Origin of the sequence: Pseudomonas sp. KCJK8993 (assembly GCF_046230915.1) — a bacterium.
Lineage (GTDB): Bacteria > Pseudomonadota > Gammaproteobacteria > Pseudomonadales > Pseudomonadaceae > Aquipseudomonas > Aquipseudomonas piscis.
On the sequence record NZ_JBJJLO010000110.1, the window covers coordinates 1 to 21,926 of the forward strand.

General features: G+C 65.8%; 21 protein-coding genes and 1 pseudogene. 10 read left to right on the forward strand and 12 right to left on the reverse strand.

What is annotated here, in order from left to right; all coding sequences use genetic code 11:
- The first annotated feature begins 104 nt into the window (after positions 1–104).
- The 3 genes from ACK6AU_RS25860 to ACK6AU_RS25870 are packed head-to-tail and all read left to right on the forward strand — an operon-like array spanning position 105 to position 1,034.
- The gene (locus tag ACK6AU_RS25860) at positions 105–311 is read left to right on the forward strand and encodes a Flp family type IVb pilin (RefSeq protein WP_185697611.1); all 207 of its coding nucleotides are present in this window, start codon (positions 105–107) and stop codon (positions 309–311) included.
- Between the two features lie 45 nt (positions 312–356).
- Entirely contained in the window at positions 357–563 is a 207-nt protein-coding gene (locus tag ACK6AU_RS25865) for a Flp family type IVb pilin (protein ID WP_185697612.1), read from the forward strand.
- 57 nt (positions 564–620) lie between these two features.
- Complete coding sequence (locus tag ACK6AU_RS25870; RefSeq protein WP_185697613.1) at positions 621–1,034, forward strand: response regulator; 414 nt, start codon at positions 621–623, stop codon at positions 1,032–1,034.
- Positions 1,035–1,146: 112 nt separating this feature from the next.
- Here the strand turns inward: ACK6AU_RS25870 and ACK6AU_RS25875 are convergent, their stop codons facing one another.
- A complete protein-coding gene (locus tag ACK6AU_RS25875; protein ID WP_185697614.1) occupies positions 1,147–2,823 on the reverse strand; it encodes a ShlB/FhaC/HecB family hemolysin secretion/activation protein in 1,677 nt (558 codons plus the stop codon).
- A 189-nt stretch (positions 2,824–3,012) separates the two neighbouring features.
- Entirely contained in the window at positions 3,013–4,668 is a 1,656-nt protein-coding gene (locus ACK6AU_RS25880; RefSeq protein ID WP_409302282.1) for a collagen-like triple helix repeat-containing protein, read from the reverse strand.
- A 390-nt stretch (positions 4,669–5,058) separates the two neighbouring features.
- Here ACK6AU_RS25880 and ACK6AU_RS25885 point away from each other — a divergent pair, with 390 nt between their 5' ends.
- Positions 5,059–5,508 carry a DMT family transporter gene (locus tag ACK6AU_RS25885; protein WP_185697616.1) on the forward strand — a complete coding sequence of 150 codons (450 nt, stop codon included), beginning with the start codon at positions 5,059–5,061 and terminating at the stop codon, positions 5,506–5,508.
- A 6-nt stretch (positions 5,509–5,514) separates the two neighbouring features.
- On the opposite strand, the gene ACK6AU_RS25890 is transcribed toward ACK6AU_RS25885, so the two are convergent.
- Together ACK6AU_RS25890 and ACK6AU_RS25895 are read right to left on the reverse strand one after the other, a co-directional pair.
- Positions 5,515–6,378, reverse strand: a complete 864-nt coding sequence (locus tag ACK6AU_RS25890) for a MaoC family dehydratase (RefSeq protein WP_409302284.1) — start codon at positions 6,376–6,378, stop codon at positions 5,515–5,517.
- Between the two features lie 2 nt (positions 6,379–6,380).
- Entirely contained in the window at positions 6,381–7,733 is a 1,353-nt protein-coding gene (locus ACK6AU_RS25895; RefSeq protein ID WP_409302286.1) for a 3-oxoacyl-ACP reductase, read from the reverse strand.
- A 162-nt stretch (positions 7,734–7,895) separates the two neighbouring features.
- Between ACK6AU_RS25895 and ACK6AU_RS25900 the strand changes: the two genes are divergently transcribed.
- Entirely contained in the window at positions 7,896–9,173 is a 1,278-nt protein-coding gene (locus tag ACK6AU_RS25900) for an acetyl-CoA C-acetyltransferase (RefSeq protein WP_185697619.1), read from the forward strand.
- A 42-nt stretch (positions 9,174–9,215) separates the two neighbouring features.
- On the opposite strand, the gene ACK6AU_RS25905 is transcribed toward ACK6AU_RS25900, so the two are convergent.
- Positions 9,216–9,983, reverse strand: a complete 768-nt coding sequence (locus ACK6AU_RS25905) for a methyl-accepting chemotaxis protein (protein ID WP_371857902.1) — start codon at positions 9,981–9,983, stop codon at positions 9,216–9,218.
- 90 nt (positions 9,984–10,073) lie between these two features.
- Positions 10,074–11,162: pseudogene (locus tag ACK6AU_RS25910) on the reverse strand (cache domain-containing protein); the annotation flags it as partial.
- A 398-nt stretch (positions 11,163–11,560) separates the two neighbouring features.
- Between ACK6AU_RS25910 and ACK6AU_RS25915 the strand changes: the two are divergent.
- Positions 11,561–12,457 carry a PA4780 family RIO1-like protein kinase gene (locus ACK6AU_RS25915; RefSeq protein WP_409302289.1) on the forward strand — a complete coding sequence of 299 codons (897 nt, stop codon included), beginning with the start codon at positions 11,561–11,563 and terminating at the stop codon, positions 12,455–12,457.
- 178 nt (positions 12,458–12,635) lie between these two features.
- On the opposite strand, the gene cueR is transcribed toward ACK6AU_RS25915, so the two are convergent.
- The 3 genes from cueR to ACK6AU_RS25930 form a co-directional block, all read right to left on the reverse strand.
- Positions 12,636–13,040: a Cu(I)-responsive transcriptional regulator gene (cueR, locus tag ACK6AU_RS25920; RefSeq protein ID WP_185697622.1), complete on the reverse strand. Its 405-nt coding sequence runs from the start codon at positions 13,038–13,040 to the stop codon at positions 12,636–12,638.
- Positions 13,037–15,433 carry a heavy metal translocating P-type ATPase gene (locus ACK6AU_RS25925; RefSeq protein WP_409302291.1) on the reverse strand — a complete coding sequence of 799 codons (2,397 nt, stop codon included), beginning with the start codon at positions 15,431–15,433 and terminating at the stop codon, positions 13,037–13,039. The genes cueR and ACK6AU_RS25925 overlap by 4 nt, the downstream gene beginning before the upstream one ends.
- Positions 15,434–15,572: 139 nt before the next feature.
- Complete coding sequence (locus ACK6AU_RS25930; RefSeq protein WP_185697624.1) at positions 15,573–15,956, reverse strand: hypothetical protein; 384 nt, start codon at positions 15,954–15,956, stop codon at positions 15,573–15,575.
- A 146-nt stretch (positions 15,957–16,102) separates the two neighbouring features.
- Between ACK6AU_RS25930 and ACK6AU_RS25935 the strand changes: the two genes are divergently transcribed.
- Both ACK6AU_RS25935 and ACK6AU_RS25940 read left to right on the forward strand, forming a co-directional pair.
- Entirely contained in the window at positions 16,103–16,300 is a 198-nt protein-coding gene (locus ACK6AU_RS25935) for a heavy-metal-associated domain-containing protein (RefSeq protein WP_185697625.1), read from the forward strand.
- An 83-nt stretch (positions 16,301–16,383) separates the two neighbouring features.
- Entirely contained in the window at positions 16,384–17,580 is a 1,197-nt protein-coding gene (locus ACK6AU_RS25940; RefSeq protein WP_409302294.1) for a Bcr/CflA family multidrug efflux MFS transporter, read from the forward strand.
- A gap of 1 nt (position 17,581) precedes the next feature.
- Here the strand turns inward: ACK6AU_RS25940 and ACK6AU_RS25945 are convergent, their stop codons facing one another.
- From ACK6AU_RS25945 to ACK6AU_RS25955, 3 genes are all read right to left on the reverse strand, one after another.
- On the reverse strand, positions 17,582–17,758 hold the full coding sequence (locus tag ACK6AU_RS25945) for a hypothetical protein (RefSeq protein WP_022642106.1): 177 nt from the start codon (positions 17,756–17,758) through the stop codon (positions 17,582–17,584).
- Between the two features lie 144 nt (positions 17,759–17,902).
- Entirely contained in the window at positions 17,903–18,916 is a 1,014-nt protein-coding gene (locus ACK6AU_RS25950; RefSeq protein ID WP_185697627.1) for a zinc-binding alcohol dehydrogenase family protein, read from the reverse strand.
- A 31-nt stretch (positions 18,917–18,947) separates the two neighbouring features.
- A complete protein-coding gene (locus ACK6AU_RS25955) occupies positions 18,948–19,241 on the reverse strand; it encodes a putative quinol monooxygenase (RefSeq protein ID WP_185697628.1) in 294 nt (97 codons plus the stop codon).
- Between the two features lie 117 nt (positions 19,242–19,358).
- On the opposite strand from ACK6AU_RS25955, the gene ACK6AU_RS25960 reads away from it, so the two are divergent.
- Together ACK6AU_RS25960 and ACK6AU_RS25965 are read left to right on the forward strand one after the other, a co-directional pair.
- A complete protein-coding gene (locus ACK6AU_RS25960; protein WP_409302297.1) occupies positions 19,359–20,270 on the forward strand; it encodes a LysR family transcriptional regulator in 912 nt (303 codons plus the stop codon).
- 163 nt (positions 20,271–20,433) lie between these two features.
- Positions 20,434–21,804, forward strand: coding sequence for an MFS transporter (locus ACK6AU_RS25965; protein WP_185697630.1), 1,371 nt, complete (start codon positions 20,434–20,436; stop codon positions 21,802–21,804).
- Positions 21,805–21,926 lie beyond the last annotated feature (122 nt).

A 21,926-nucleotide genomic window follows, 5' to 3' on the forward strand; every position in this document is an offset into this window, starting at 1 on the left:
CTTACAGTTGCTGGGCCCTGTTTTGTTGACAATGCTCAATTGGCACCGGGGAAATGGGTTCGGTGCGGTTACCCCGGCGCCGTCTGGCGCAAAGGAGAGCTAGGATGATCCTTCAATATTTGTTGCTCAGGGCGCGCCTGTTTCTTGACCGTACCGAAGGTGCCTCGGCCATCGAGTACGCCATCGTGGTGGCGATGGTCGCCGTGGTCGTGGTGGCATTCGTGACGCCGCTGGGTAACAAGGTACTCGCCATCTTCAACAACGTACTGACTACCCTTGGAGGCACTGCCGTCACCCGTCCCACGCCGTGAGCCAGCGAGACTGCATGGCTGCGTTATGCAGCGAGGAGGTACCTGATGTCGCTTGAATATCTGCTGCTTCGCGCGCGACTGCTGCTGGCTCGGACCGAGGGCGCCTCGGCCATCGAATACGCCATCGTGGTGGCGATGGTCGCCGTGGTCGTGGTCGTATTCGTCACCCCAATGGGCGACCGGGTTCTGGCGATCTTCAACAACATTCTCACTGCCCTGGGAGGAACGGCGGTTACACGCCCCACACCTTGAGGCCTGTGACTGCAACAGCAGCGAAGGCCGTCGGACAGTCAGCTCAAGGCAGGATTCATGAACACTCCCTCCACCCCACGCCAGCAACTGCTTCTTGTGGATGACGAAGAAGATGCACTGATGGAACTCGCCGAACTGCTGGAAGGCGAGGGTTTCACCTGTTTCACCGCCCTCTCGGTGAAGCTGGCCCTGGACCATCTCACCCGCCATCCGGACATCGCGCTGGTCATCACCGACCTGCGCATGCCGGAGGAGAGCGGCTTGTCGTTGATCAAGCGCCTGCGCGAGCACACTTCGCGCCAGCACCTGCCGGTCATCGTCATGTCGGGTCATGCCGACATGGACGATGTCAGCGACCTGTTGCGCCTGCAGGTCCTGGACCTGTTCCGCAAGCCGATCTATCACGTGCGCCTGCTGGAAACCCTCAACAACCTGTTTCCCGAGCCCCGGCTACAGGTCGTCGGGCCCTGATCCCCTTTCTCGCCATGGGTCCCGGATTGCCGGGGCCTTGGTGTCCTCGCGACCTGGCAGGGCGGCAAAAAAAGGCCCGCCGAAGCGGGCCAAAAGTCACGCAACTGTTCGTTCAGAGCTGGTAGCTGAAGCTCAGGCTGTAGCGCGGCCGGCGGTTGTAGGTGTCCAGGGCTTCGTCGGACATGGGCTTGGCGGCTTCCACGGCGATGTTGTAGTGCTTGGTGTCGCCAAAGCGCAGGCCGACGGCGGCCGACGACAGGCTGCTGCCCCTGACTGGCAGTTCGTTGAACCAGGTCTTGGAGCGATCCAGCACCACGTAGGGCTGCAGCACCCGGACCCAGGTTCCTTCGCGGTTGAAGCTGTAGTTGACCTCATAGGCCACGCCCCAGCCCTTGTCGCCGGTGGTCTGGTCATCGGGGTAGCCCCGGGCGAAGTTCTGGCCGCCGAAGCTGGCCCGTTCGCTGTCCGGCAAGTTGTCCCGGCTCCAGTACAGGGCGCCGGACAGCACGCCCTGCCAGTTGTCGAGGAAGCGATTGCTCTGCACGCCGGCCAGGCGCACACGGAAGAAGTCCAGGTCGTAGAGGGTGTTGTTGGTCTTGGCGCCCATGCTGTCGAGGCCGCGGTACAGGCCGGCGCTGAGGATCCGTAGCTGGCGTTGGTCCGACTTGCTCCAGTCGCCTTCCAAGGCCAGGGCGCGAATGTCGGTCTTTTCTTCCACTGACAAAGGCAGGCCATTCACCCGATAGCGGGTCTTGTCGTTCACCGCGTACAGGCGTGTACCGAGGGTAAGCATCTCGTTGGGCGAGGCGATGAAAGGGTGGCTGACCCCAATGGAGAACCGGTCGTTCTCGCGATGGGGTTCCAGCACCAGGCCGTTGCTGAGCAGGATGTCGCTATGCGGATCTGCACGGTAGCGCGCACCGTACAGGCTCAGCTGGGTGCCCTCCGAGCCCAGGAGCTGGTTGTAGTCCAGGCGGTAGTAGTGCTCCTTGTCCTTGCCTGGCGGGAATAGCCCGCTGAGGGTCAACTGCTCGCCCCAGGCGGTCTGCGAGTTGCTGGTGATGCCCACCAGGGCTTGCATGCCATTGCGGTTGTCCTGGTTGCTGTTGAGGGTGGTGGTGATGGGTTTGCGGCTGGCCACGGCCACCAGTCCGGTCGCGCCATCGGTGGTGCCCGGTGGTGGCACCACGGCTTGCAACGTTACCCCGGGCACCCGGCTCATCAGCGTGGTGTAGCGTTCGAAGGTCTTGCGGGTCAGCGGCCGCTCGGCCTTGAGCTTGGCCACCAGCTTGTCCAGATAGGCCGACACCGGGCCGATATCGCCCTGCAACTGGTAGTCGCGGATGTATCCCTCCACCAGTACGATCCGCAAGGTGCCCTGGTCGAAACGTTGCTGTGGAATGAACGCGTAGGACAGCAGGTAGCCGTCGTCCTGATAGCGCTGGGTGATGCTGCGCGTAGCCTCTATCAGTTGGCTGAAGCTGACCTCATGGCCGATCAGCGGCCGGTAGATGGCCGCCAGCTCTTCCAGGGGATAGACAGTGCCGCCTTCGATCTGCAGCTGGCGCACGGTGAGCTTGGTGCCCATCTGCAACGGTTGCTGGCCCTTGGGCGCCGTAGGCTCGTCGGGAAGCTGCAGTTTCGGGCTGGTCGGACGGTAAGCGTCCACTGGCAGGTTGGGGGTCGGCAGGTTGTTGATACTGTCGTTGTTGTTGAGAAAGCGCGGCAGGGAGTCGGCATAGGCGCTGGAGCAGCACCCGAGTAACAACAAGCTGGCCAACATACGCATAGGACACTCCATGGTCGAATTGCGGCGATGCCAAGGTGCTCATGCCTGGTGGCCGTCGGCTACAGGCTCGGGGCGGCGCAGTAATGTCGTGCCCAGGATGAACAAAAAGGCGAGAGACCCATTTGAATCTCCCGCCTTCAACCAAGCGTAGGCGCTGTAGGTGGGGCCGTCGAATCGGCCAGGTGCAAATTATCGAGTGCCGCCCAAGGCGCCTGTGAGGCCTCCCACCACGCCGCCCAGGCCACCGCTGGTGGTTCCGGTCGAGGCGCCGCCACTGGCGGAAGCCCCGATATTCAAGTTACCCAGCAGGCCACCGCTGGGAGCGGTACCGCCGTTGACCAGGCCGCCTGCCGCGGCCACGGTGCCGCCCACCGCGTTCAGGGTGCCACCCAGTGCCGTACCGGTCTGGCCGGTGCCGGTGCTGCCGGCGAGGCTGGTACCGACGTTGCTCACTGCACCGCCCACCTGGTTCAGCAGGCCGGCGACCGGTGCTCCGGTGCCGGTGGCTGCACCCACTTGCTGGGTCAGGCCGCTGGTCGCGTTGGTGACTGGATTGAGTGCCGAGCCGACACTGGCTCCGACGCTGGCCAGTGGTGCGGTGACCACCAGGTTGGGAGTACCGCTACCACCCAGGGCGCCACCGACCGAGGCCACCAGGCCACCGGCGGAGGCACCGGTGACACCGCCAGCGCTGACGGTACCGTTGGTGTTGCCGGCGTTCAGGCCGTTGCTCAGGTTGGCCACGGCGCCGCCCACGGTCTCCAGCAGGCCGTTGTTGAGCCCAGTGCCACCACTACCCGTACCGCTTCCGGAGCCGGAGCTGGCCAGGTAGCCGCCGGCGGTGCCCACGCTGGCGCCAGTGTTGTTCAGGGCGGTACCCAGCAGGTTGGTCACCGGACTGCCATTGCCGGCGCCGCTGACCTTGTCGCCGGTGCCGTCCACTGCCTGGGCCACGCCGCTGAGCAAGCCGTTGACCGGAGTCCCGAGGCCTGTGGTGCTACCCAGTTTGCCGGTCAGGCCTTCGGCCATGCTGACCACCGGCACCAGGGCCTGGTTACCCAGGTTATCGGTCAGGGTGCCCAGTGGGCCGCTGCTGGTGGTGGTGCTCAGGGTATTGCCGAGCATGGTCACTCGGGCGCCGACACTGCCAAGCGTCGGGGCGACCCGAGTCACCACGCCGCCGACTACCGGCACGCTCTGGGTGCTGGTGGCCAGCTTGCCACTCAGATCGGTGACCCCGGTACCGACGTCGCTGACCACGTTGCCGACGGTGGCGGTGGTCTTGCTCAGGGCCTTGGGATCGGTACCCAGCTTGCCCAGGCCATCGGTCAGGCCATCACCCACGGTATCCACCACGTTGCCGGTGGTATTGACTGCGCTTTGCACCACGCCGCCGACTACGGGGGTGCCGCTCAGAGAGTCGCCCACGCCGCTGACTCCGGTGCCGACACCGCTGATGGTGGTGCCCAGGTCCGATACCAGGCTGCTGGTGGTCAGGGGTGTGCCGGTGCTGCCTGTTCCTCCCGTCCCGCCTGTTCCGCCGCCAGTGCCACCGGTTCCGCCACCCGTCCCACCGCCTGTTCCGCCGGTACCACCGGTTCCGCCACCCGTACCACCGCCTGTCCCGCCGGTACCACCGGTTCCGCCACCCGTACCACCGCCTGTCCCGCCGGTACCTCCGGTACCCCCGCCAGTGCCACCAGTGCCGCTATCGGTACTGGCGGGCGATGAAGAAATGCCGCCGCCCCTCTTGTGGCCACCGCCGCCACCGCTGCAGCCGGCCCGGCCGCGGGGCAGGATCATGGTCAGGGCCGTTAACGTCTTCCATCCGGATTGAATGTTCATGAGAGTTGTTCCTTGCACCTGTGACAACGTCTGTTGTTTTCGATGGCTCGCCAGTTCTGCTGCTGGAGATGTCGTCGTCCGTTGTCCAGATGAAAGTCGCGAAGGGAACTTCGAACAATTATGAAGTTGGTATTAATGACTTATTTTTCGTCTGCCAGATGTTTATAAATGAATAGCCTGAAAGTATTGAAAGAGTCTGTGTGTATTCAAGAAAGATTATCTAAAACAACAACTAATAAGCTTGCGGGGCAGCGCCGCTGATGGCTCTCGACCAAAGTTATATACATACAATTAATAGGGCGAAAAGCCTGGCTGGAGCGCTGGCCGGCCTGTGTTGCCAGTCGAGGCACTGGCTTATACTGCGCGCCTTAATTTTTGTGGGAGCTTTCGATGTTGACTCCAGTCTGGTGGCTACTGTGCCTGCCGTTCGTTGCCGGTGCCCTGATTGCCTTGCAAGCCGGGGTCAATGGCCAGTTGGCCAAGCAGGTCGGTAGCGTGTTCGCCGCGGCGATGATTTCCTTCTTCGTCGGCACTGTGGCGTTGCTGCTCCTGGTGCTGATACAGCGGGAGACGCCATCGTTGAGCGCCCTCAAGGGGCTGACCTGGTGGCATTGGTGCGGGGGCTTGATGGGGGCGTTCTTCATCACCGTCGCGGCGTTTGCCGGGCCGCGCGTTGGCGCCTTGCTGTTCATGACATTGGTATTGGCCGGCCAGTTGAGCATGGCCCTGACCCTGGATCACTTCGGTTGGGCGGGGTTTCGCGAGGCGCCGATCAGCCTCGGCAAGATGGCCGGATTGCTGCTGATCATCCTGGGCGTGGTGCTGATTCGCCGAGGGTGACGGCGCTCAGGGCAGTGGTTGCCAGTCTCCCTGCATATGTTGCAGTTCGCCCTTGCCCAGCAGTTGCAACTCGCCGCTGGGGCCGGCGGCGCTGGCCAGCAGCCGCACTTCGCCGGGTAGCAGCAGGGGCTTGGCGAAGCGCACCGTGATCTGCACGCCCGCCGTGGGCAGGTGCTGCTCCAGTGCCGCCAGGGTTCGGGCCTTGCTCCACAGGCCGTGGGCGATGGCTCGGGGAAAACCGAACGGTCGCGCGCTCCAGGCGCTCAGGTGGATCGGGTTGTAGTCGCCCGATACCTTGGCATAGCGCCGGCCGATAGCGCTCTCCGCCCGCCAGTTGGCCACGGCCTCCAGGCTTGGGCCTGGCTCACGCTCGGCAGAGGGGGCCGCTGGCCCGGAAGCGGCCAGCTTGACCCCGCGACAAAGCATCTCGCCGCGGGCTTCCCAGAGCGGCCCCAGCAGGTCGTCGATGCTGGTCACCAGGTCGAAGGTCGCGCCCTTGGCGTGGGCGCGCAGGTTATCCACCCGGACCCCGACCCGCACGCTGCTGACATTGCCCATGGGCCGTAGCACGCGGATCCGGTTGCCCAGGTGCACCAGCCCCAGCAAGGGAAAGGGGAAGTCGCTGGCGGTCAGCAGTTGCATCTGCAGCGGGAACGCCAGCACATGGGGGTAGGTGGCGGGCAGCAGGCCGTTGTCGGTAAACCCGCAGACCTTGCGGTAGGCCGCCAGTTGTCCGGGGTCGAGGCTGATCCAGCAACGCAGGCCCTGGTCGGGCAAGTGCGTGCCGCTGATCTTGCGCCGCAAGGCGGCCTTGAGAAACAGCGTCGGCAGCGGCGCGGGGATGTTCAGCTCATGCCAGTGTCCTGTCATCTTCACGCTCCCAGCACGCTTTGACCGCAGACCCGCAGGGCCTGCCCGCTGACCGCGCCGCTCCCGGGCTGGGCGAGCCAGGCCACGGCTTCGGCGACATCCTGGGGCAGGCCGCCCTGGCCCAGGGAACTCATGCGTCGCCCGGCCTCGCGCAAGGCGAAGGGTACGCTGGCGGTCATCCTGGTCTCGATGAACCCCGGGGCCACGGCATTGATGCTGATGTCCCGGGCCTTGAGCCGTGGCGCCCAGGCCTGGGCCAGGCCGATCAGCCCGGCCTTGCTGGCGGCGTAGTTGGTCTGGCCGCGGTTGCCGGCGATACCACTGATGGAGGCCAGCAGGATCACCCGGCCGTGCTCGTGCAGGCACTGGCTGTCCAGCAGCGCCTGGGTCAGTACCTGCGGTGCCCCGAGATTGACCGCCAGCACCGCATCCCAGTATTCCGGAGTCATGTTGGCCAGGGTCTTGTCCCGGGTGATGCCGGCGTTATGCACCAGGATGTCCAGGCCCTGGGGCAACTGTTCGAGCAACCTTGGCGCTGCGTCTTCGGCGCAGATATCCAGGCTGATGGCCTGCCCGCCAAGGCGTGCGGCCAGGGCCTCGAGGTCGGCCCGGGCCTGGGGCACGTCGAGCAACAGCACCTGGGCGCCATCCCGGGCCAGGGTCTCGGCGATGGCCGCGCCGATGCCCCGGGCCGCTCCGGTGACCAGGGCCTTGCGCCCGGCCAGCGGCCGGCTCCAGTCCCGGACCTGGGCGGTGCAGGGCTGCAGGTGCAGCACCTGGCCGGAAACGAAGGCGCTCTTGGGCGAAAGGAAGAAGCGCAATGCGCCCTCCAGTTGGTCTTCGGCGCCGGCCTCCACATACAACAGCTGCAGGGTGGCGCCGTTGCGCAACTCCTTGGCCAGGGAACGGCTGAAGCCTTCCAGGGCTCGCTGGGCACTGGCGGCGAAAGGCGCGTCCAGGCTTTGCGGCGGGCGCCCGAGCAGCACCAGGTGGGCACTGGGCGCCAGGTTGCGCAGCAGCGGCTGGAAGAATTCGCGCAATTGCTTGAGCTGGTCGATCTGCAGTAGTTCGCTGGCGTCGAACACCACGGCCTTGAGCCTGGGACCGTGTCCGGGAATCCAGGGGCCGGCCAGGGCCGGGTCGCTGCCATAGCTGTAGATCGCATCGGTCAGGCGTGGCGCGAGGTCCGCCACCTGTCGCGCCAGGGGGCCGCCGCCGATCAGCAAGGCACCTTCGATGGGCCGCAGGCGGCCAGCCTGCCAGCGCTCCAGGCGCGCCGACGAGGGCAGGCCAAGGGCCCCGACCAGGCGCTGGCCGATGCCCGAGTTGGCGAAGTCGATATAACGGTCGGACATGGAACGCACTCCGCGGGTTGGGGTTCAAAGTGTGGACCACGAATGGCTTCGGGTCGTTCGATCGGAGGTTTTCCTTCCAGGGTCGAGCAGGCGCCGGATGAGAACCTACGCTGGTGGAGCAGATACCCACCGCAGTCGCATTCACCGAACAGGGAGCTTTCCATGACACAACTGCGTCGCGTCGCGATCATCGGCGGCAACCGTATCCCCTTCGCCCGTTCCAACGGTCCCTACGCCACCGCCAGCAACCAGGCCATGCTCACCGCTGCCCTCGAGGGCCTGATCGAGCGCTACAACCTGCATGGGCTGCGCATCGGCGAGGTGGCGGCCGGAGCGGTGCTCAAGCACTCCCGGGATTTCAACCTGACCCGCGAATGCGTGCTGGGCTCGCGGCTGTCGCCCACCACCCCGGCCTATGACATCCAGCAGGCCTGCGGCACGGGCCTGGAGGCGGTGCTGCTGGTGGCCAACAAGATCGCCCTGGGGCAGATCGACTGCGGCATCGCCGGCGGTGTCGACACCACCAGCGATGCGCCGATCGGGGTCAACGAAGGGCTGCGCAAGATCCTGCTCCAGGCCAACCGGGCCAAGGGCCTGGGTGACAAGCTCAAGGTCTTGTCCCAGGTGCGCCCGCGCCACCTCAAGCCGGAGTTGCCGCGCAACGGCGAGCCGCGTACGGGCTTGTCCATGGGCGAGCACTGCGAGCAGATGGCCAAGGCCTGGGGCATTCCCCGGGACGCGCAGGACCAGCTCGCCCTGGACAGCCACCTGCACATGGCCGCGGCCTATGCCGAGGGCTGGCACGATGACCTGCTGACGCCGTTCCTCGGCCTGACCCGGGACAACAACCTGCGCCCGGACCTGACCCTGGACCAGCTCGCCGGACTCAAGCCGGCGTTCGACCGCAGCGGCCAGGGCACCCTCACTGCCGGCAACTCGACGCCCCTGACCGACGGCGCCTCCCTGGTGTTGTTGGGCAGCGAGCCATGGGCCCGGGAGCGCGGCCTGCCGATCCTGGCCTACCTGCGTGACGGCGAGGCGGCAGCGGTGGACTTCGTCCATGGCGCCGAAGGCTTGCTGATGGCTCCGGTGTACGCCGTGCCACGCCTTCTGGCACGCAACGGCTTGAGCCTGCAGGACTTCGACTACTACGAGATCCACGAAGCCTTCGCCGCCCAGGTGCTGTGCACCCTCAAGGCCTGGCAAGACCCGCAGTACTGCAAGTCGCGCCTGGGCCTGGAGGCGCCCTTGGGGGCGATCGATCGTTCGCGGCTCAATATCAAGGGCAGCTCCCTGGCGGCGGGACATCCTTTCGCCGCCACCGGCGGGCGCATCGTCGCCAACCTGGCCAAGCTGTTGAGCGTGGCCGGCCAGGGGCGTGGGTTGATCTCGATCTGTGCCGCGGGCGGGCAGGGCGTGACGGCCATCGTCGAGCGCTGACGGCGCCGGCCAGGCGAGGGGCATTCCCCTCGCCGCCACGGGTCAGGTCTTGAAGCGCCGGACCAGGCCGTCCAGCTCGTTGGACAGGTCCGCCAGGCTCTGGGAGTCCAGGCGCGCCGAGTTGGCCAGTTCCGCCACCAGTTGTGCGTCACCATGGATCTGGCTGATGTGCCGGTTGATGTCTTCGGCCACTTGATGCTGTTCTTCGGCGGCGGTGGCGATCTGGGTGTTCATGTCGCGGATCACATCCACCGATTCGCGGATCTGGCCGAAGCTGTTGCGCGCCAGGCCAATGCGCTCCACCGATTGCTGGGACACTTCCAGGCTGGCATGCATCTGCTGGGTCACCGCGCTGGTGCGCTTGGCCAGGTTGCCCAGCAGGCCGTCGATCTCGGCGGTGGAGTCGGCGGTGCGCTTGGCCAGCGCCCTGACCTCGTCGGCCACCACGGCAAAACCACGGCCCTGTTCGCCGGCGCGCGCGGCCTCGATGGCGGCGTTGAGGGCCAGCAGGTTGGTCTGCTCGGCGATGGAGCGGATGGTGCCGAGGATCGACTGGATATCGTTGCTGTCGCGCTCGAGTTGCTGCATCGATTGCGCCGATTGTTCGATCTCCTGGCTCAGGCGATCGACGCTGTGCACCGCTGCGTCGATCTGCTGCTGGCCTTCGCGGGCCTGGCGCTGGCCGCTGTCGGCGGATTCGGCGGCCTGGCTGCAGGAGCGTGCCACTTCGTTGGCCGTGGCGACCATTTCATGGAACGCGGTGGACACCATGTCCACGGCTTCGCGCTGGCGTCCGGCGGCCTCGGCCATGTCGCTGGAGACCTGGGTCGAGGAGTGGGAGGTGGCGAGGATCTTCTGGGCGGCCTGGCCGATGTTCTGGATCAGCTTGCGGATCGCCGCGAGGAACTGGTTGAACCAATTGGCCAGTTGCGCGGTTTCATCGCGGCCGCGGATGTCCAGGCTGCGGGTCAGGTCGCCCTCGCCCTGGGCGATGCCTTCCAGGCCGCTGGCCACGCCCCGGATCGGACGCACGATGAGGCCGGCGAAACTGGCGCCGAACACGGCGAACAACACCGCCAGGACCCCGGCGATGATGGCGATGATCCAGGTCAGCTGGGTCGCCTGGCCCATGACTTCGTCCTGCTGGATCAGGCCGATGAAGGTCCAGCCCAGTTGTTCGGAAGGCCAGATGTTGGCCATGTAGCGCTTGCCACCCAGCTCCACGTGCACCAGGCCCTTGCCGGCCTTGGCCAGTTGCTCGTAGCCGCCGCCGAGGCTGCCCAGGGTCTTGAAGTTGTGCTCCGGTTGCTTGGGGTCCACCAGGATGGTGCCGTTGTTTTCCAGGAGCATCAGGTAGCCGGATTCGCCCAGCTTGATCTGCTTGACGATCTCGGTGAGTTGCTTGAGCGAGACGTCGACCGCGACCACGCCGCCTTGGGCGCCCAACTGGTTGCCCAGGGAGCGCACGGTGCTGACCAGCACCGCATCGTCGTTGGCCCAGTAGTAGGCCGCGGTGCGCAGGGTCTTGCCCGGATTGGCCTGGGCGGTCTGGTACCAGGGGCGTACACGGGGGTCGTAGTTGCTCAGCTTCAGGTCGGCGGGCCAGGAGACGTAGCCGCCATTGCTCACGCCGTAGGACACGTAGGAATAAGCCGGATGGCTGGCGGCCATGGCGGCGAACAGTTCGAAGATGCGCTTGTCCTGCTCGCCTTCGGGGGCCTTGGCGGCTTCGGCGTTCATCCAGGTCTTGAGGTTGTCGCCAGCCTGGGTGAGCAAGGGTTGGGCCGCCAGGTAATCGATGTTCTGGCTGATGCCCTCGAAGAACAGCTGCATGGCGTTGGCCACTTGGCGGATCTCGCGATTGCTGCTGTCGACGAAGCCGTCCTCGGCATCGCTGCGCAGGTTCATCACCACCAGCGTGGCGACCAGCACCACGGGGAGGCAGGCGATGACGGCAAAGGCCCAGGTGAGTTTTTGTCTGATGTTCATCTGCGCTCCGGTTTTTCTTGTTGTCTTGTCTGTCCACGAAGCGTAGGCGCTCGCGGAACCCTGGGCAGCTTGGAGTCTGTACGGTTGCCATCCCTGGAGCGGTTGCGGCAGGCGTGATCGAACCTTGGCCGGATGCTGACGTCATTATTGGATTGTCGGACAAACTCCCTTGTCTCTAAGGGCTTCGGCCCAGGCTGTGGAAAATTGAGTCGGCAGGCAGAAAAATCCTGCTCCCGGGCGCCCGGCCGGCGTTGTCCACCGGCGGTCAAGGGCTGGAGCGGCATATTGCGTGCATTGTCGGGCAGGGGAGACCGGCAGCTCTTTCCCGTCGTGGGAGGATTGCCGTATAACGAGTGACTTTCGCGTGTTTGGTAACAAGGGAACCAGAATAAAAGCTGATGAAGACTCCAAAACGCATTGAACCGCTGATCGAAGACGGTCTGGTAGACGAAGTGCTGCGTCCACTCATGAGTGGCAAGGAAGCAGCTGTGTATGTGGTGCGCTGCGGTAAGGAGATACGTTGCGCCAAGGTCTACAAGGAGGCCAACAAACGCAGTTTCCGCCAGGCTGCGGAGTACCAGGAGGGGCGCAAGGTTCGCAACAGCCGCCAGGCTCGGGCCATGGCCAAGGGCTCGAAGTTCGGGCGCAAGGAGGCCGAGGAAGCTTGGCAGAACGCCGAGGTGGCCGCGCTGTTCCGCCTGGCCAATGCCGGGGTCCGGGTGCCCAAGCCGTTCGATTTCCTCGAAGGCGTGTTGCTCATGGAACTGGTGGCCGACGAATACGGCGATGCCGCGCCACGCTTGAACGATGTGGTGCTGGAGCCGGAGCAGGCGCGTGAATACCACGCCTTCCTGATTTCCCAGATCGTGCTGATGTTGTGCACCGGCCTGGTGCACGGCGACCTGTCCGAGTTCAACGTGCTGCTGGGACCGCAAGGGCCGGTGATCATCGACTTGCCCCAGGCGGTGGATGCGGCCGGTAACAACCATGCCTTCAGCATGCTCGAGCGCGACGTCGGCAACATGGCCGCCTACTTCGGACGTTTCGCCCCGGAGCTCAAGCGCACCCGCTATGCCAAGGAGATGTGGGCCTTGTACGAGGCGGGCACCCTGCATCCGGGCAGCGTGCTGACCGGTGAGTTCGCCGACTCCCAGCAGCGGGCGGACGTGGGCAGCGTGATGCGCGAGATCGAAGCGGCGCGTTTCGACGAGGAGCGTCGCCGGGCCGCTCGTGCCGAGGACGAAAGACCGGCGGGCAAATCCGGTGAGCCACCGTCTCCGCCCTGGATGCAGTGACCATGAAAAATCCGGCCGAGGCCGGATTTTTCATTTCTGCAGACCACCTCGGCTCCCTTTAGCCGCTGTCGAGCCTGCGAGGCTGAGCCAAAGTCCGCAGGACCTTCAGGACTCGATCTTGCGAGCGCTGCGCGCCCGTGCGCAGCCTGCGGCAGCGGCTACACCAAGCATGTCGCACTCAAGATCCACAACAACTGCCGGAGGCCAGCTCCTTGAGGATCGGGCACTCCGGGCGGTGGTCGCCGTGGCAGTGCTCCACCAGGTCTTGCAGGGTGTCGCGCAGGCCCGCCAGTTCGCGGATCTTCTGGTTCAACTCGTCGATGTGCTGGCGCGCCAGGGCCTTCACGTCGGCGCTGGCTCGCTGTCGGTCCTGCCACAGGGTCAGCAGCTTGCCCACTTCCTCCAGGGAGAAGCCCAGGTCCCGGGAGCGTTTGATGAAGGCCAGGCTGTGCAGGTCTTCGTTGCCGTACAGGCGATAGCCGCTGTCGCTGCGGTGGGCCGGCTTGAGCAGGCCGATGGACTCGTAGTAGCGGATCATCTTGGCGCTCAGGCCGCTCTTGCGCGCTGCTTGGCCGATGTTCATCCGGCATTCTCCAGGTCTTTGGGTTTCCAGGTTTTCAACAGTAGCGCATTGCTCACCACGCTGACGCTGGACAAGGCCATGGCCGCGCCGGCGAGCACTGGGTTGAGCAGGCCGAAGGCGGCCAGGGGAATGCCGATCAGGTTGTAGACGAAGGCCCAGAACAGGTTCTGGCGGATCTTGCCGTAGGTCTTGCGGCTGATCTCCAGGGCGGCCGGGATCAAGCGTGGCTCGCCGCGCATCAAAGTGATACCGGCCGCGTGCATGGCCACGTCGGTGCCGCCGCCCATGGCAATGCCGATATCCGCGGCGGCCAGGGCCGGGGCGTCATTGATGCCGTCGCCGACCATGGCCACCACCCCGCTTTTCTTCAGTTCGGTCACGGTGGCGGCCTTGTCCGCGGGCAGCACTTCGGCATGGACGTCGGTGATGCCCAGGGCATCGGCTACCACCTTGGCGCTGCCGCGGTTGTCACCGGTCAGCAGGTGGCTGCTGATGTGCCGCGCGCTGAGCTGCTGCACCGCCTGCAGGGCGCCGGGCTTGAGCGTGTCGCCGAAGGCGAACAGGCCCAGTACCCGGGATTGCGGGCTTTGCTCGATCAGCCAGGACAGGGTCCGGCCTTCGTGCTCCCAGTCCTTGGCGGCCTGGGCCAGGTCGCCCGGGTTCAGGCCGCTTTCTTCCAGCAGGCGACGGTTGCCCAGGGCCAGTTGCCGGCCCTGGAGGGTGCCGGCGATGCCACGGCCGGTCAGGGACTGGCTGGCACTGACATCGGCGACCGCCAGCTGGCGCTCCTGGCACAGGTCCAGCACGGCTTTGGCCAATGGGTGTTCGCTGCCGCGCTGCAAGGCGCCGGCCAGTTGCAGGAGGCTGTCGTCATTGCCATCCACGGCTTGCATATGGGCGATGCGCGGGGTGCCCGAGGTGAGGGTGCCGGTCTTGTCGAACACCACCGAGCTGACCTCATGGGCCCGTTCCAGGGCTTCGGCGTCCTTGATCAGGATGCCGTGGCGCGCGGCGACGCCGGTACCGGCCATGATCGCGGTGGGGGTGGCCAGGCCCAGGGCGCAGGGGCAGGCGATCACCAGCACGGCCACGGCGTTGATCAGGGCGGTTTCCAGGGAGGCGCCGGCCAACCACCAGCCCACCAGGGTAACCAGCGCCAGCACCAGCACGGTGGGCACGAATACCTGGCTGACCTTGTCCACCAGTTTCTGGATCGGCGCCTTGCCGGCCTGGGCGTCCTCCACCAGGCGGATGATCCGTGCCAGCACGGTTTCCGCGCCCAGGGCCTGGGTGCGCACCAGCAATCGGCCCTCGCCGTTGATGGCGCCGCCGGTGACCTTGTCGCCGGGCTGCTTGGGCACCGGCAGGCTTTCGCCGCTGATCAGGGCCTCATCGGCGTGGCTCTGGCCTTCGACGACTTCGCCGTCCACCGCGAAGCGCTCGCCGGGCTTGACCAGCACCAGGTCGCCCAGGCGCAGGGCGCTGATGGCCACTTCCTGTTCGCGGCCGTCGATCACCTGGATCGCCCGCTCCGGCCGCAGGGCCTCCAGGGCGCGGATGGCGCTGGCGGTCTGGCGCTTGGCGCGACTTTCCAGGTACTTGCCCAGCAGCACCAGGGCGATGACCACCGCCGAGGCTTCGAAGTACAGGTGCGGCATGCTGCCCGGCGCGGCCGTGGCCCACTCATAGAGGCTCAGGCCGTAGCCGGCGCTGGTGCCCAGGGCCACCAGCAGGTCCATGTTGCCGCTGCCGGCGCGCACGGCTTTCCAGGCCGCCACGTAGAAGCGTGCGCCGAAGATGAATTGCACGGGCGTGGCCAGGGCGAACTGGGCCCAGGCCGGGAGCATCCAGTGCAGGCCGAAGGGCTCCACCAGCATTGGCAGCACCAATGGCAGGGCCAGCAAGATGGCCAGTGCCAGGCTCCAGCGCTCGCGGCGCAGGTGTTGCCCGGGATCGCCGTCATGGCGTTGCTCGGCCTGCCACAGGCTGGCGGAATAACCGGCTTTGGTTACGGCCTCGATCAATTGCGCCGGATCGACCTGGCCCAGCAGCTCCAGGTGGGCCCGCTCGGTGGCCAGGTTGACGCTGGCGCTGCGCACCCCCGCCACCTTGCTCAAGGCGCGCTCGACGCGGCCGGCGCAGGTGGCGCAGGTCATGCCGCCGATGCTCAGTTCCAGGCTCTGCACGGGCACGCTATAGCCCGCGTTTTCCACGGCGGCCAGCAAGGCTGGCAGGCTGCCTCCCGGTGCCTCGACCCGGGCCTGTTCCGTGGCCAGGTTGACGCTCACCGCAGCGGCGCCGGCGACCTTGCCCAGGGCGCGTTCCACGCGTCCGGCGCAGCTGGCGCAGGTCATGCCGGCGATCGGCAGGTTGAAGGTGATTGAATCGGACATGGAGACCACTCCCTGTAGACGGTTGGCTACAGGATCAACCTTGCCACGCAGGCAAGGTCAAGGGGCATTGCGCGGGTGCTTCATTTTGTCCCAGGGAGAACATGCACAGGCCCGGCACCGATGGACGCCGGGCGAGCTGTCAGTAGCCCAGGGAGGCGGGCTTGAGATACAGGCCGGAGGGGCTGGTGGCGATGCGGTATTTCAGTACTTCGCCAGCCCTGAGGCTGACCTCCTGGGCGTTGGGCGCCAGCATGCCGGCATTGCAGCCTGGCGCCTGGCCCGGTAGCAGCTTCAGGCTCAGCGCCACCTTGCCTGCGGGCAGGTTGAAGGACGTGCTCTGTTCCTGGAACAGCCGGCCGGCCAGCTGGTCCTGGATGTATAGGCCGATTTCACAGGAGGTGGCGACTTCCAGCCGCTCCCTGGAAATGATCAGTACGCCGTAATCCTCGCCGGCGGCCAGGGCCGCTGGCACCGCCGCGCACAGGCCCAGCAGGCCGACGAGGCTGAAAGTTGACCAGCGCATGGCTGAATCTCCCGCTTTGATGACATAAGGAGTGAAGCTTGGCCGAGCGCAGCGTCGATTTCCAGCCCGGCAGGTTGCGCTGGAACTTGACCTTGCCATGGTGGCAAGGCCAAGACTCTGCCCAACTTCAACACAGGAGAAGCGCAATGCAAGTATTCAACGTTCAAGGCATGTCCTGCGGCCACTGCGTGCGAGCCATCACCCAGGCCTTGCAGAGCCAGGATCCGGCAGCCACCGTGCGGGTGGACCTGGCGGCCAAGGAAGTGGGGGTCGAGAGCCGCCTGTCCAACGATGAAGTGGTCCGCCTGATCAGCGAAGAAGGTTATGCGGTGCAGGTCGCCTGATCGTTAGCGGCCTATCGGAATGTTCAAGGCGTCCAAGCACGGATAAACTATCGGGCCGCTGACCCGACGCTCGCTTGGATGCCATGAACCTACGCATTATCTTGATTCTCGGCGCCCTGAGCGCATTCGGCCCTTTGGCCATCGACTTCTACCTGCCGGCTTTCCCGGCGATGGCCCAGGCTTTCGCCACCGATGAAAAGCACGTCCAGCTGACCCTGGCTGCCTACTTCCTGGGCCTGTCCATCGGGCAACTGCTCTACGGGCCGCTGGCCGATCGCTTCGGCCGTCGTCCGCCGCTGCTGGCCGGGGTGGGATTGTTCACCTTGGCGTCGGTGGCTTGCGCCTATGCGCCGAGCCTGGAATGGCTGATCGCTGCGCGCTTCGTCCAGGCCCTGGGCGGTTGCGCCGGGATGGTGATTTCCCGGGCGGTGGTCAGCGACACATGCGACGCCGTGGGTTCGGCCAAGGTGTTCTCGCAACTGATGCTGGTGATGGGCCTGGCGCCGATCCTGGCGCCGATGCTCGGTGGCCTGCTGGTCAATCTGCATGGCTGGCAGTCGATCTTCATCATGCTCACGCTGTTCAGCGCCCTGTCCGGGCTGGCGGTGGCCCTGGGCTTGCCGGAAAGCATGCCGGCGGATCGGCCGCGCCTGCCGTTGTCCGGGGCGCTGTACCAGTACAGCCTGCTGCTCAAGGACCGGGTGTACCTGGGCCATGCCCTGACCGGCGGGATCGCCATTGCCGGGATGTTCTCCTATATCGCCGGTTCGCCCTTCGTTCTCATCAAGCTCTATGGGGTGCCAGCGGAGCATTTCGGCTGGTTCTTCGGGATCAATGCTGGTGGATTCATCCTGGTGGCCCAGATCAACGCGCGGTTGCTGGCCAAGCGCGGACCGGCCTTCCTGTTGGTCCGTACCGTGTGGATCTACCTGGCTGCGGGCCTGACCCTACTGGGCATCAGTGCCTTGCATACCGCGGCGCTGTGGCCGCTGCTGCTACCGCTGTTCGTATGCATCGCCAGCCTGGGGTGCATCATCCCCAACGCCGCGGCCTGTGCCATGAATGGCCAGGGCGCACGGGCTGGCAGCGCCTCGGCGCTGCTGGGGTGCCTGCAGTTCAGTGTGGCCGCGGGCGCGGCCTACCTGGTGGGCGTGCTGCACGACGGCAGCGCCACGCCGATGGCGATGGTCATCTGCCTGTGTGGCGTGCTGGCGGCGAGCATGGCGGCCATGACCCGGCGCTTGCAGAACGCCCGGGCACTGCAGGCCGCCAATCGCTGAGTCAGCCGGCGGCGCGTTGTGGCTGGGGAATCGTATGCGGGGCTTGCAGCCGGCCCTGCAGGGTCTGGGTGAAGGCCCGGGCCTCGGCCTCGCTGCGGAATGTCACGGCGTGCTGGTCCAGGCGCACTTGCCATTGGGAGCCTTGAGGGGTTGCCAATTCTTTTATCAGGATCTTCATTGCTGACCTCCTAACGGTAAAAGACTGCACTGCAAGGGAGCCCCAGTGTAGACCTGAACAAGGTCAAAACCATGACCGGAATCAATTCTCGGACAGGTGGCCAACACCACGCCGCTGGCGTGGTGTTGGCTGCCTGGCGTTGCCTCAGAAACCTTCCAGGACGATCTTGCCCTTGGCCTTGCCGCTCTCCAGCAGCGCATGGGCGCGGCGCAGGTTGGCGGCGTCGATCCGGCCGAAGTGCTCGCCGACCGTGGTCTTGAGGATGCCAGCGTCGATCAGCTCGGCGACCCGCGTCAGAATCACGTGTTGCTCTTGCATGTCGACGGTCTCGAACAGCGAGCGGGTGTACATGAATTCCCAGTGCAGCGACAGGCTCTTGCGCTTGAGCTTGGTCACGTCGAAGCTCTGCGGGTCGTCGATCAGCCCCAGCTTGCCCTGGGGCGCCAGGGCTTCGACCAGTTGGTCCAGGTGAGCGTCGGTCTGGGTCAGGCTGGCCACGTGGGTCACCTGCTCGATGCCGATGCGCTTGAGTTCGGCGCTCAGTGGCTGGCTGTGGTCCACCACGGCATGGGCACCCAGCTCGCGAACCCAGGCCTGGGTCCGTTCGCGGGAGGCGGTGCCGATCACCTTGAGCCCGGTCAACTGCCGCGCCAGCTGGGTGAGGATCGAACCGACGCCACCAGCGGCGCCGACGATCAACAGGCTTTGGCCTTTGTCAGCTGGCTCCTGGCTGACCTGCAAGCGATCGAACAACAGTTCCCAGGCGGTGACCGCCGTCAGCGGCAGGGCGGCGGCTTCGGCAAAACCCAGGCTGCTGGGCATGTGCCCGACGATGCGCTCATCGACCACGTGCCGTTCGCTGTTGGCCCCGGGACGGGCGATGGAGCCGGCGTAGAACACCCTGTCCCCAGCCTTGAACAGGCTGACCTCGCTGCCCACGGCCTTGACCACCCCGGCCACGTCCCACCCCAGGACCTTGGCGGCCCCGCCTTCGGGCTGGACGTTGCGGCGCACCTTGGTGTCCACCGGGTTGACCGAGATGGCCTTGACCTCCACCAGCAGGTCGCGGGGACCGGGGGTGGGCTCCGGCAGTTCGATGTCTTGCAGGGCGCGTGGATCGTCGATCGGCAGCGATTGGTAGTAGGCGATGGCTTTCATGATGGGGTCCTTTAAAAGCGATTGAAGAGGGTCAGGCGATCAGTTGCAGGCGCTTGAGTTCGAAGTGTTCGAGGGCCTCGCGGGTGCGCTCCAGGAAGGCCTGGAAGTGGGCGGTGCCGTTGTGCAGGTCCAGGGCCGCCTGGTTGTCCCAGCGCTCCAGGACGTAGAAGGTGCCCGGCTGCCCGGCGTCCTGGTGCAGTTGGTAATACTGGCAGCCGGCTTCGGCGCGGCTGGGCGCCACCAGGGCACTGAGTTCGCGCTGCAGCACGTGCTGCTGGCCGGGTCGGGCGACCAGGGTGGCAATGGCGGTGAAAGGTTCGGACATCGGGGTATTCCTCGGTGGAATTGGACGATGGAGTGATGATTGGCTATTTCTGCGCACGATAAAACCGGCTAAAAGAGCAGTCTCTTTCAATGTTTTTTTGATAATCCGGGGCTGGCCGTGTTGCGATTCGATGACTTGCAGTTGTTCGTGCGTGCCGCTGACTTGGGCAGCCTGTCGGCGGCGGCCCGGGTCATGGACCTTTCGCCGGCGGTGGCCAGCGCCGCCCTCAAGCGCATCGAGCACAACCTGGGCGCACGCTTGCTGGCTCGTTCCACCCGCAGCCTGCGCCTGACTGCCGAGGGCGAGGGTTTTCTCGAGTACGCCCGCGCTGCCTTGGGCAACCTGGATGAAGGCCGGCGCCTGCTGGCCAGCGGGCAGGACCAGGTCAGCGGCGTGTTGCAGCTTTCCGCTCCCTCGGATTTCGGGCGCAACCTGCTGCTGCCCTGGCTCGACGAGTTCCAGCGCGAGCATCCCAAGCTCAGCGTGCGCCTGTTGCTGGGGGACAGGATCGCCGACCTGTTCCGCCAGCCGGTGGACATCGCCCTGCGCTACGGTGAACCGGAGGACTCCAGCCTGGTGGCCCTGCCGGTAGCCCCGGACAACCGCCGGGTACTGTGCGCCGCGCCCGGCTACCTGGCGCGCCATGGCGAGCCGCGCCAGCTGGAGCAGCTGGCCCAGCACAACTGCCTGCTGTACATGCTCGACAGCCGGGCCCACGATCTCTGGAGCTTTCATGATGGCAAGCGCGAGGTGAGCCTCAGCGTCGGTGGCGATCGCCTGAGCGACGATGCCGATGTGGTCCGGCGCTGGGCCCTGGCCGGGGCCGGGATCGTCTACAAGTCCTGGCTGGATGTGGCCGCCGATGTGCTGGAGGGGCGCCTGCAAGTGCTGCTGCCGGAGCTGACCTGCGAGCGGGCGTCGCTGAACCTGTTCTGCACCCACCGGGCGCACCTGAGCAAACCGGTGAAGCTGTTGCGCGATCTGTTGCAGAGACGCTGCGCCCAGATCAGCGCCCGCCGCCCGGTATAGCCCGTCACTCCCAGGACATAACCCTCCCACGGCGTCGCCCAGCCATCCGGCACTCCGCCCCTGGGCGTCGCTGGTGGATGCGAACAGGTCGCCCTCGGCAATCAGCCCCGGTCTCGATCCCGCACACTCCGACGGTCAAGCATTCGACTGTGGGGGACGGGGCATGGGCATACAGGAATACAGCGCTGCGGAGCGCCTGGAGCGGTTACCCATCAGCGGCTATCACCGGCTGATCTTCATCATCATCGCCTTGGCGTTCTTCTTCGACTCCATGGACCTGGCGATGATGACCTTCCTCCTGGGCTCGATCAAAGCCGAGTTCGGCTTGAGCTCGGCCCAGGCCGGCCTGCTGGCCAGTTCGAGTTTCTTCGGCATGGTGCTGGGCGCTTCGTTGTCGGGAATGCTCGCCGACCGTTTCGGTCGCAAGCCGGTATTCCAGTGGAGCATCGTGCTCTGGGGCGTGGCCAGCTACCTGTGCTCCACGGCCCAGGACGTGGACAGCCTGACCCTGTTCCGGGTGCTGCTGGGAATCGGCATGGGCATGGAATTCCCCATTGCCCAGTCGATGCTCTCGGAGATGATCCCGGCGCAACGACGCGGACGCTACATCGCCTTGATGGATGGTTTCTGGCCCTTGGGTTTCGTCGCCGCCGGGGTGCTGTCGTACTTCCTCCTGCCGTTGATCGGCTGGCGCGACATCTTCCTGGTGTTGGCGATCCCAGCGGTATTCGTGTTGGCGATCCGCTTCTTCATTCCCGAGTCGCCGCGCTGGCTGGAGCAGGCCGGGCGCCACGCCGATGCCGAGCGGGTGTTGCAAGGCATCGAGGACAAGGTGCGGGCATCGCTAGGCACCAGCCAGTTGCCCGAGCCCGTGCGCCTGCCGCGCATGGACAGTGCGCCAGGGCAGTTTTTTTCCGCATTGCGCCAGATCTGGTCGCCGCAGTATCGCCAGCGCACGGTGATGATCTGGAGCCTGTGGTTCTTCGCCTTGCTGGGGTTCTATGGCCTGACCTCCTGGCTCAGCGCCTTGCTCCAGCAGTCCGGTTTCGCGGTGACCCAGTCGGTGTACTACACGGTGCTGATTTCCCTGGGCGGGATCCCGGGGTTCCTCATGGCCGCCTGGCTGGTGGAGCGCTGGGGACGCAAGCCGGTGTGCATCGTCACCTTGCTCGGTGGCGGAATCATGGCCTTCTTCTACGGGCAGAGCGCAGTGTTCGGCGGCAATGCCGGCCTGCTGATCGGCACCGGGTTGTTGATGCAGTTCTTCCTGTTCGGCATGTGGGCGGTGCTCTACACCTACACCCCGGAGCTGTATCCGACCTCGGCCCGGGCCACGGGCTCGGGGTTCGCTTCGGCGGTTGGCCGTATCGGTTCGCTGCTGGGGCCCTTGGTGACCGGGCTGGTGTTGCCGGTCGCCGGGCAGGGGGGCGTGTTCGCTTTGGGGGCAGCGTGCTTCGTGGTCGCGGCGGCGGTGGTCTGGCGCTTCGGGATGGAGACCCGGGGCCGGACCCTGGAGGAATTGAGCGAGGTGTAGAGGGGCGTTGCGTAGTCCCAGGCGCCCTTGCAAGAGGGCGCCGGGGAAGGTGCCGGCTGTGGCAGCGACTTGTATCTCGACTATCGCGTTTACAGACGCGATAGTTCTCGACTGATCATCGA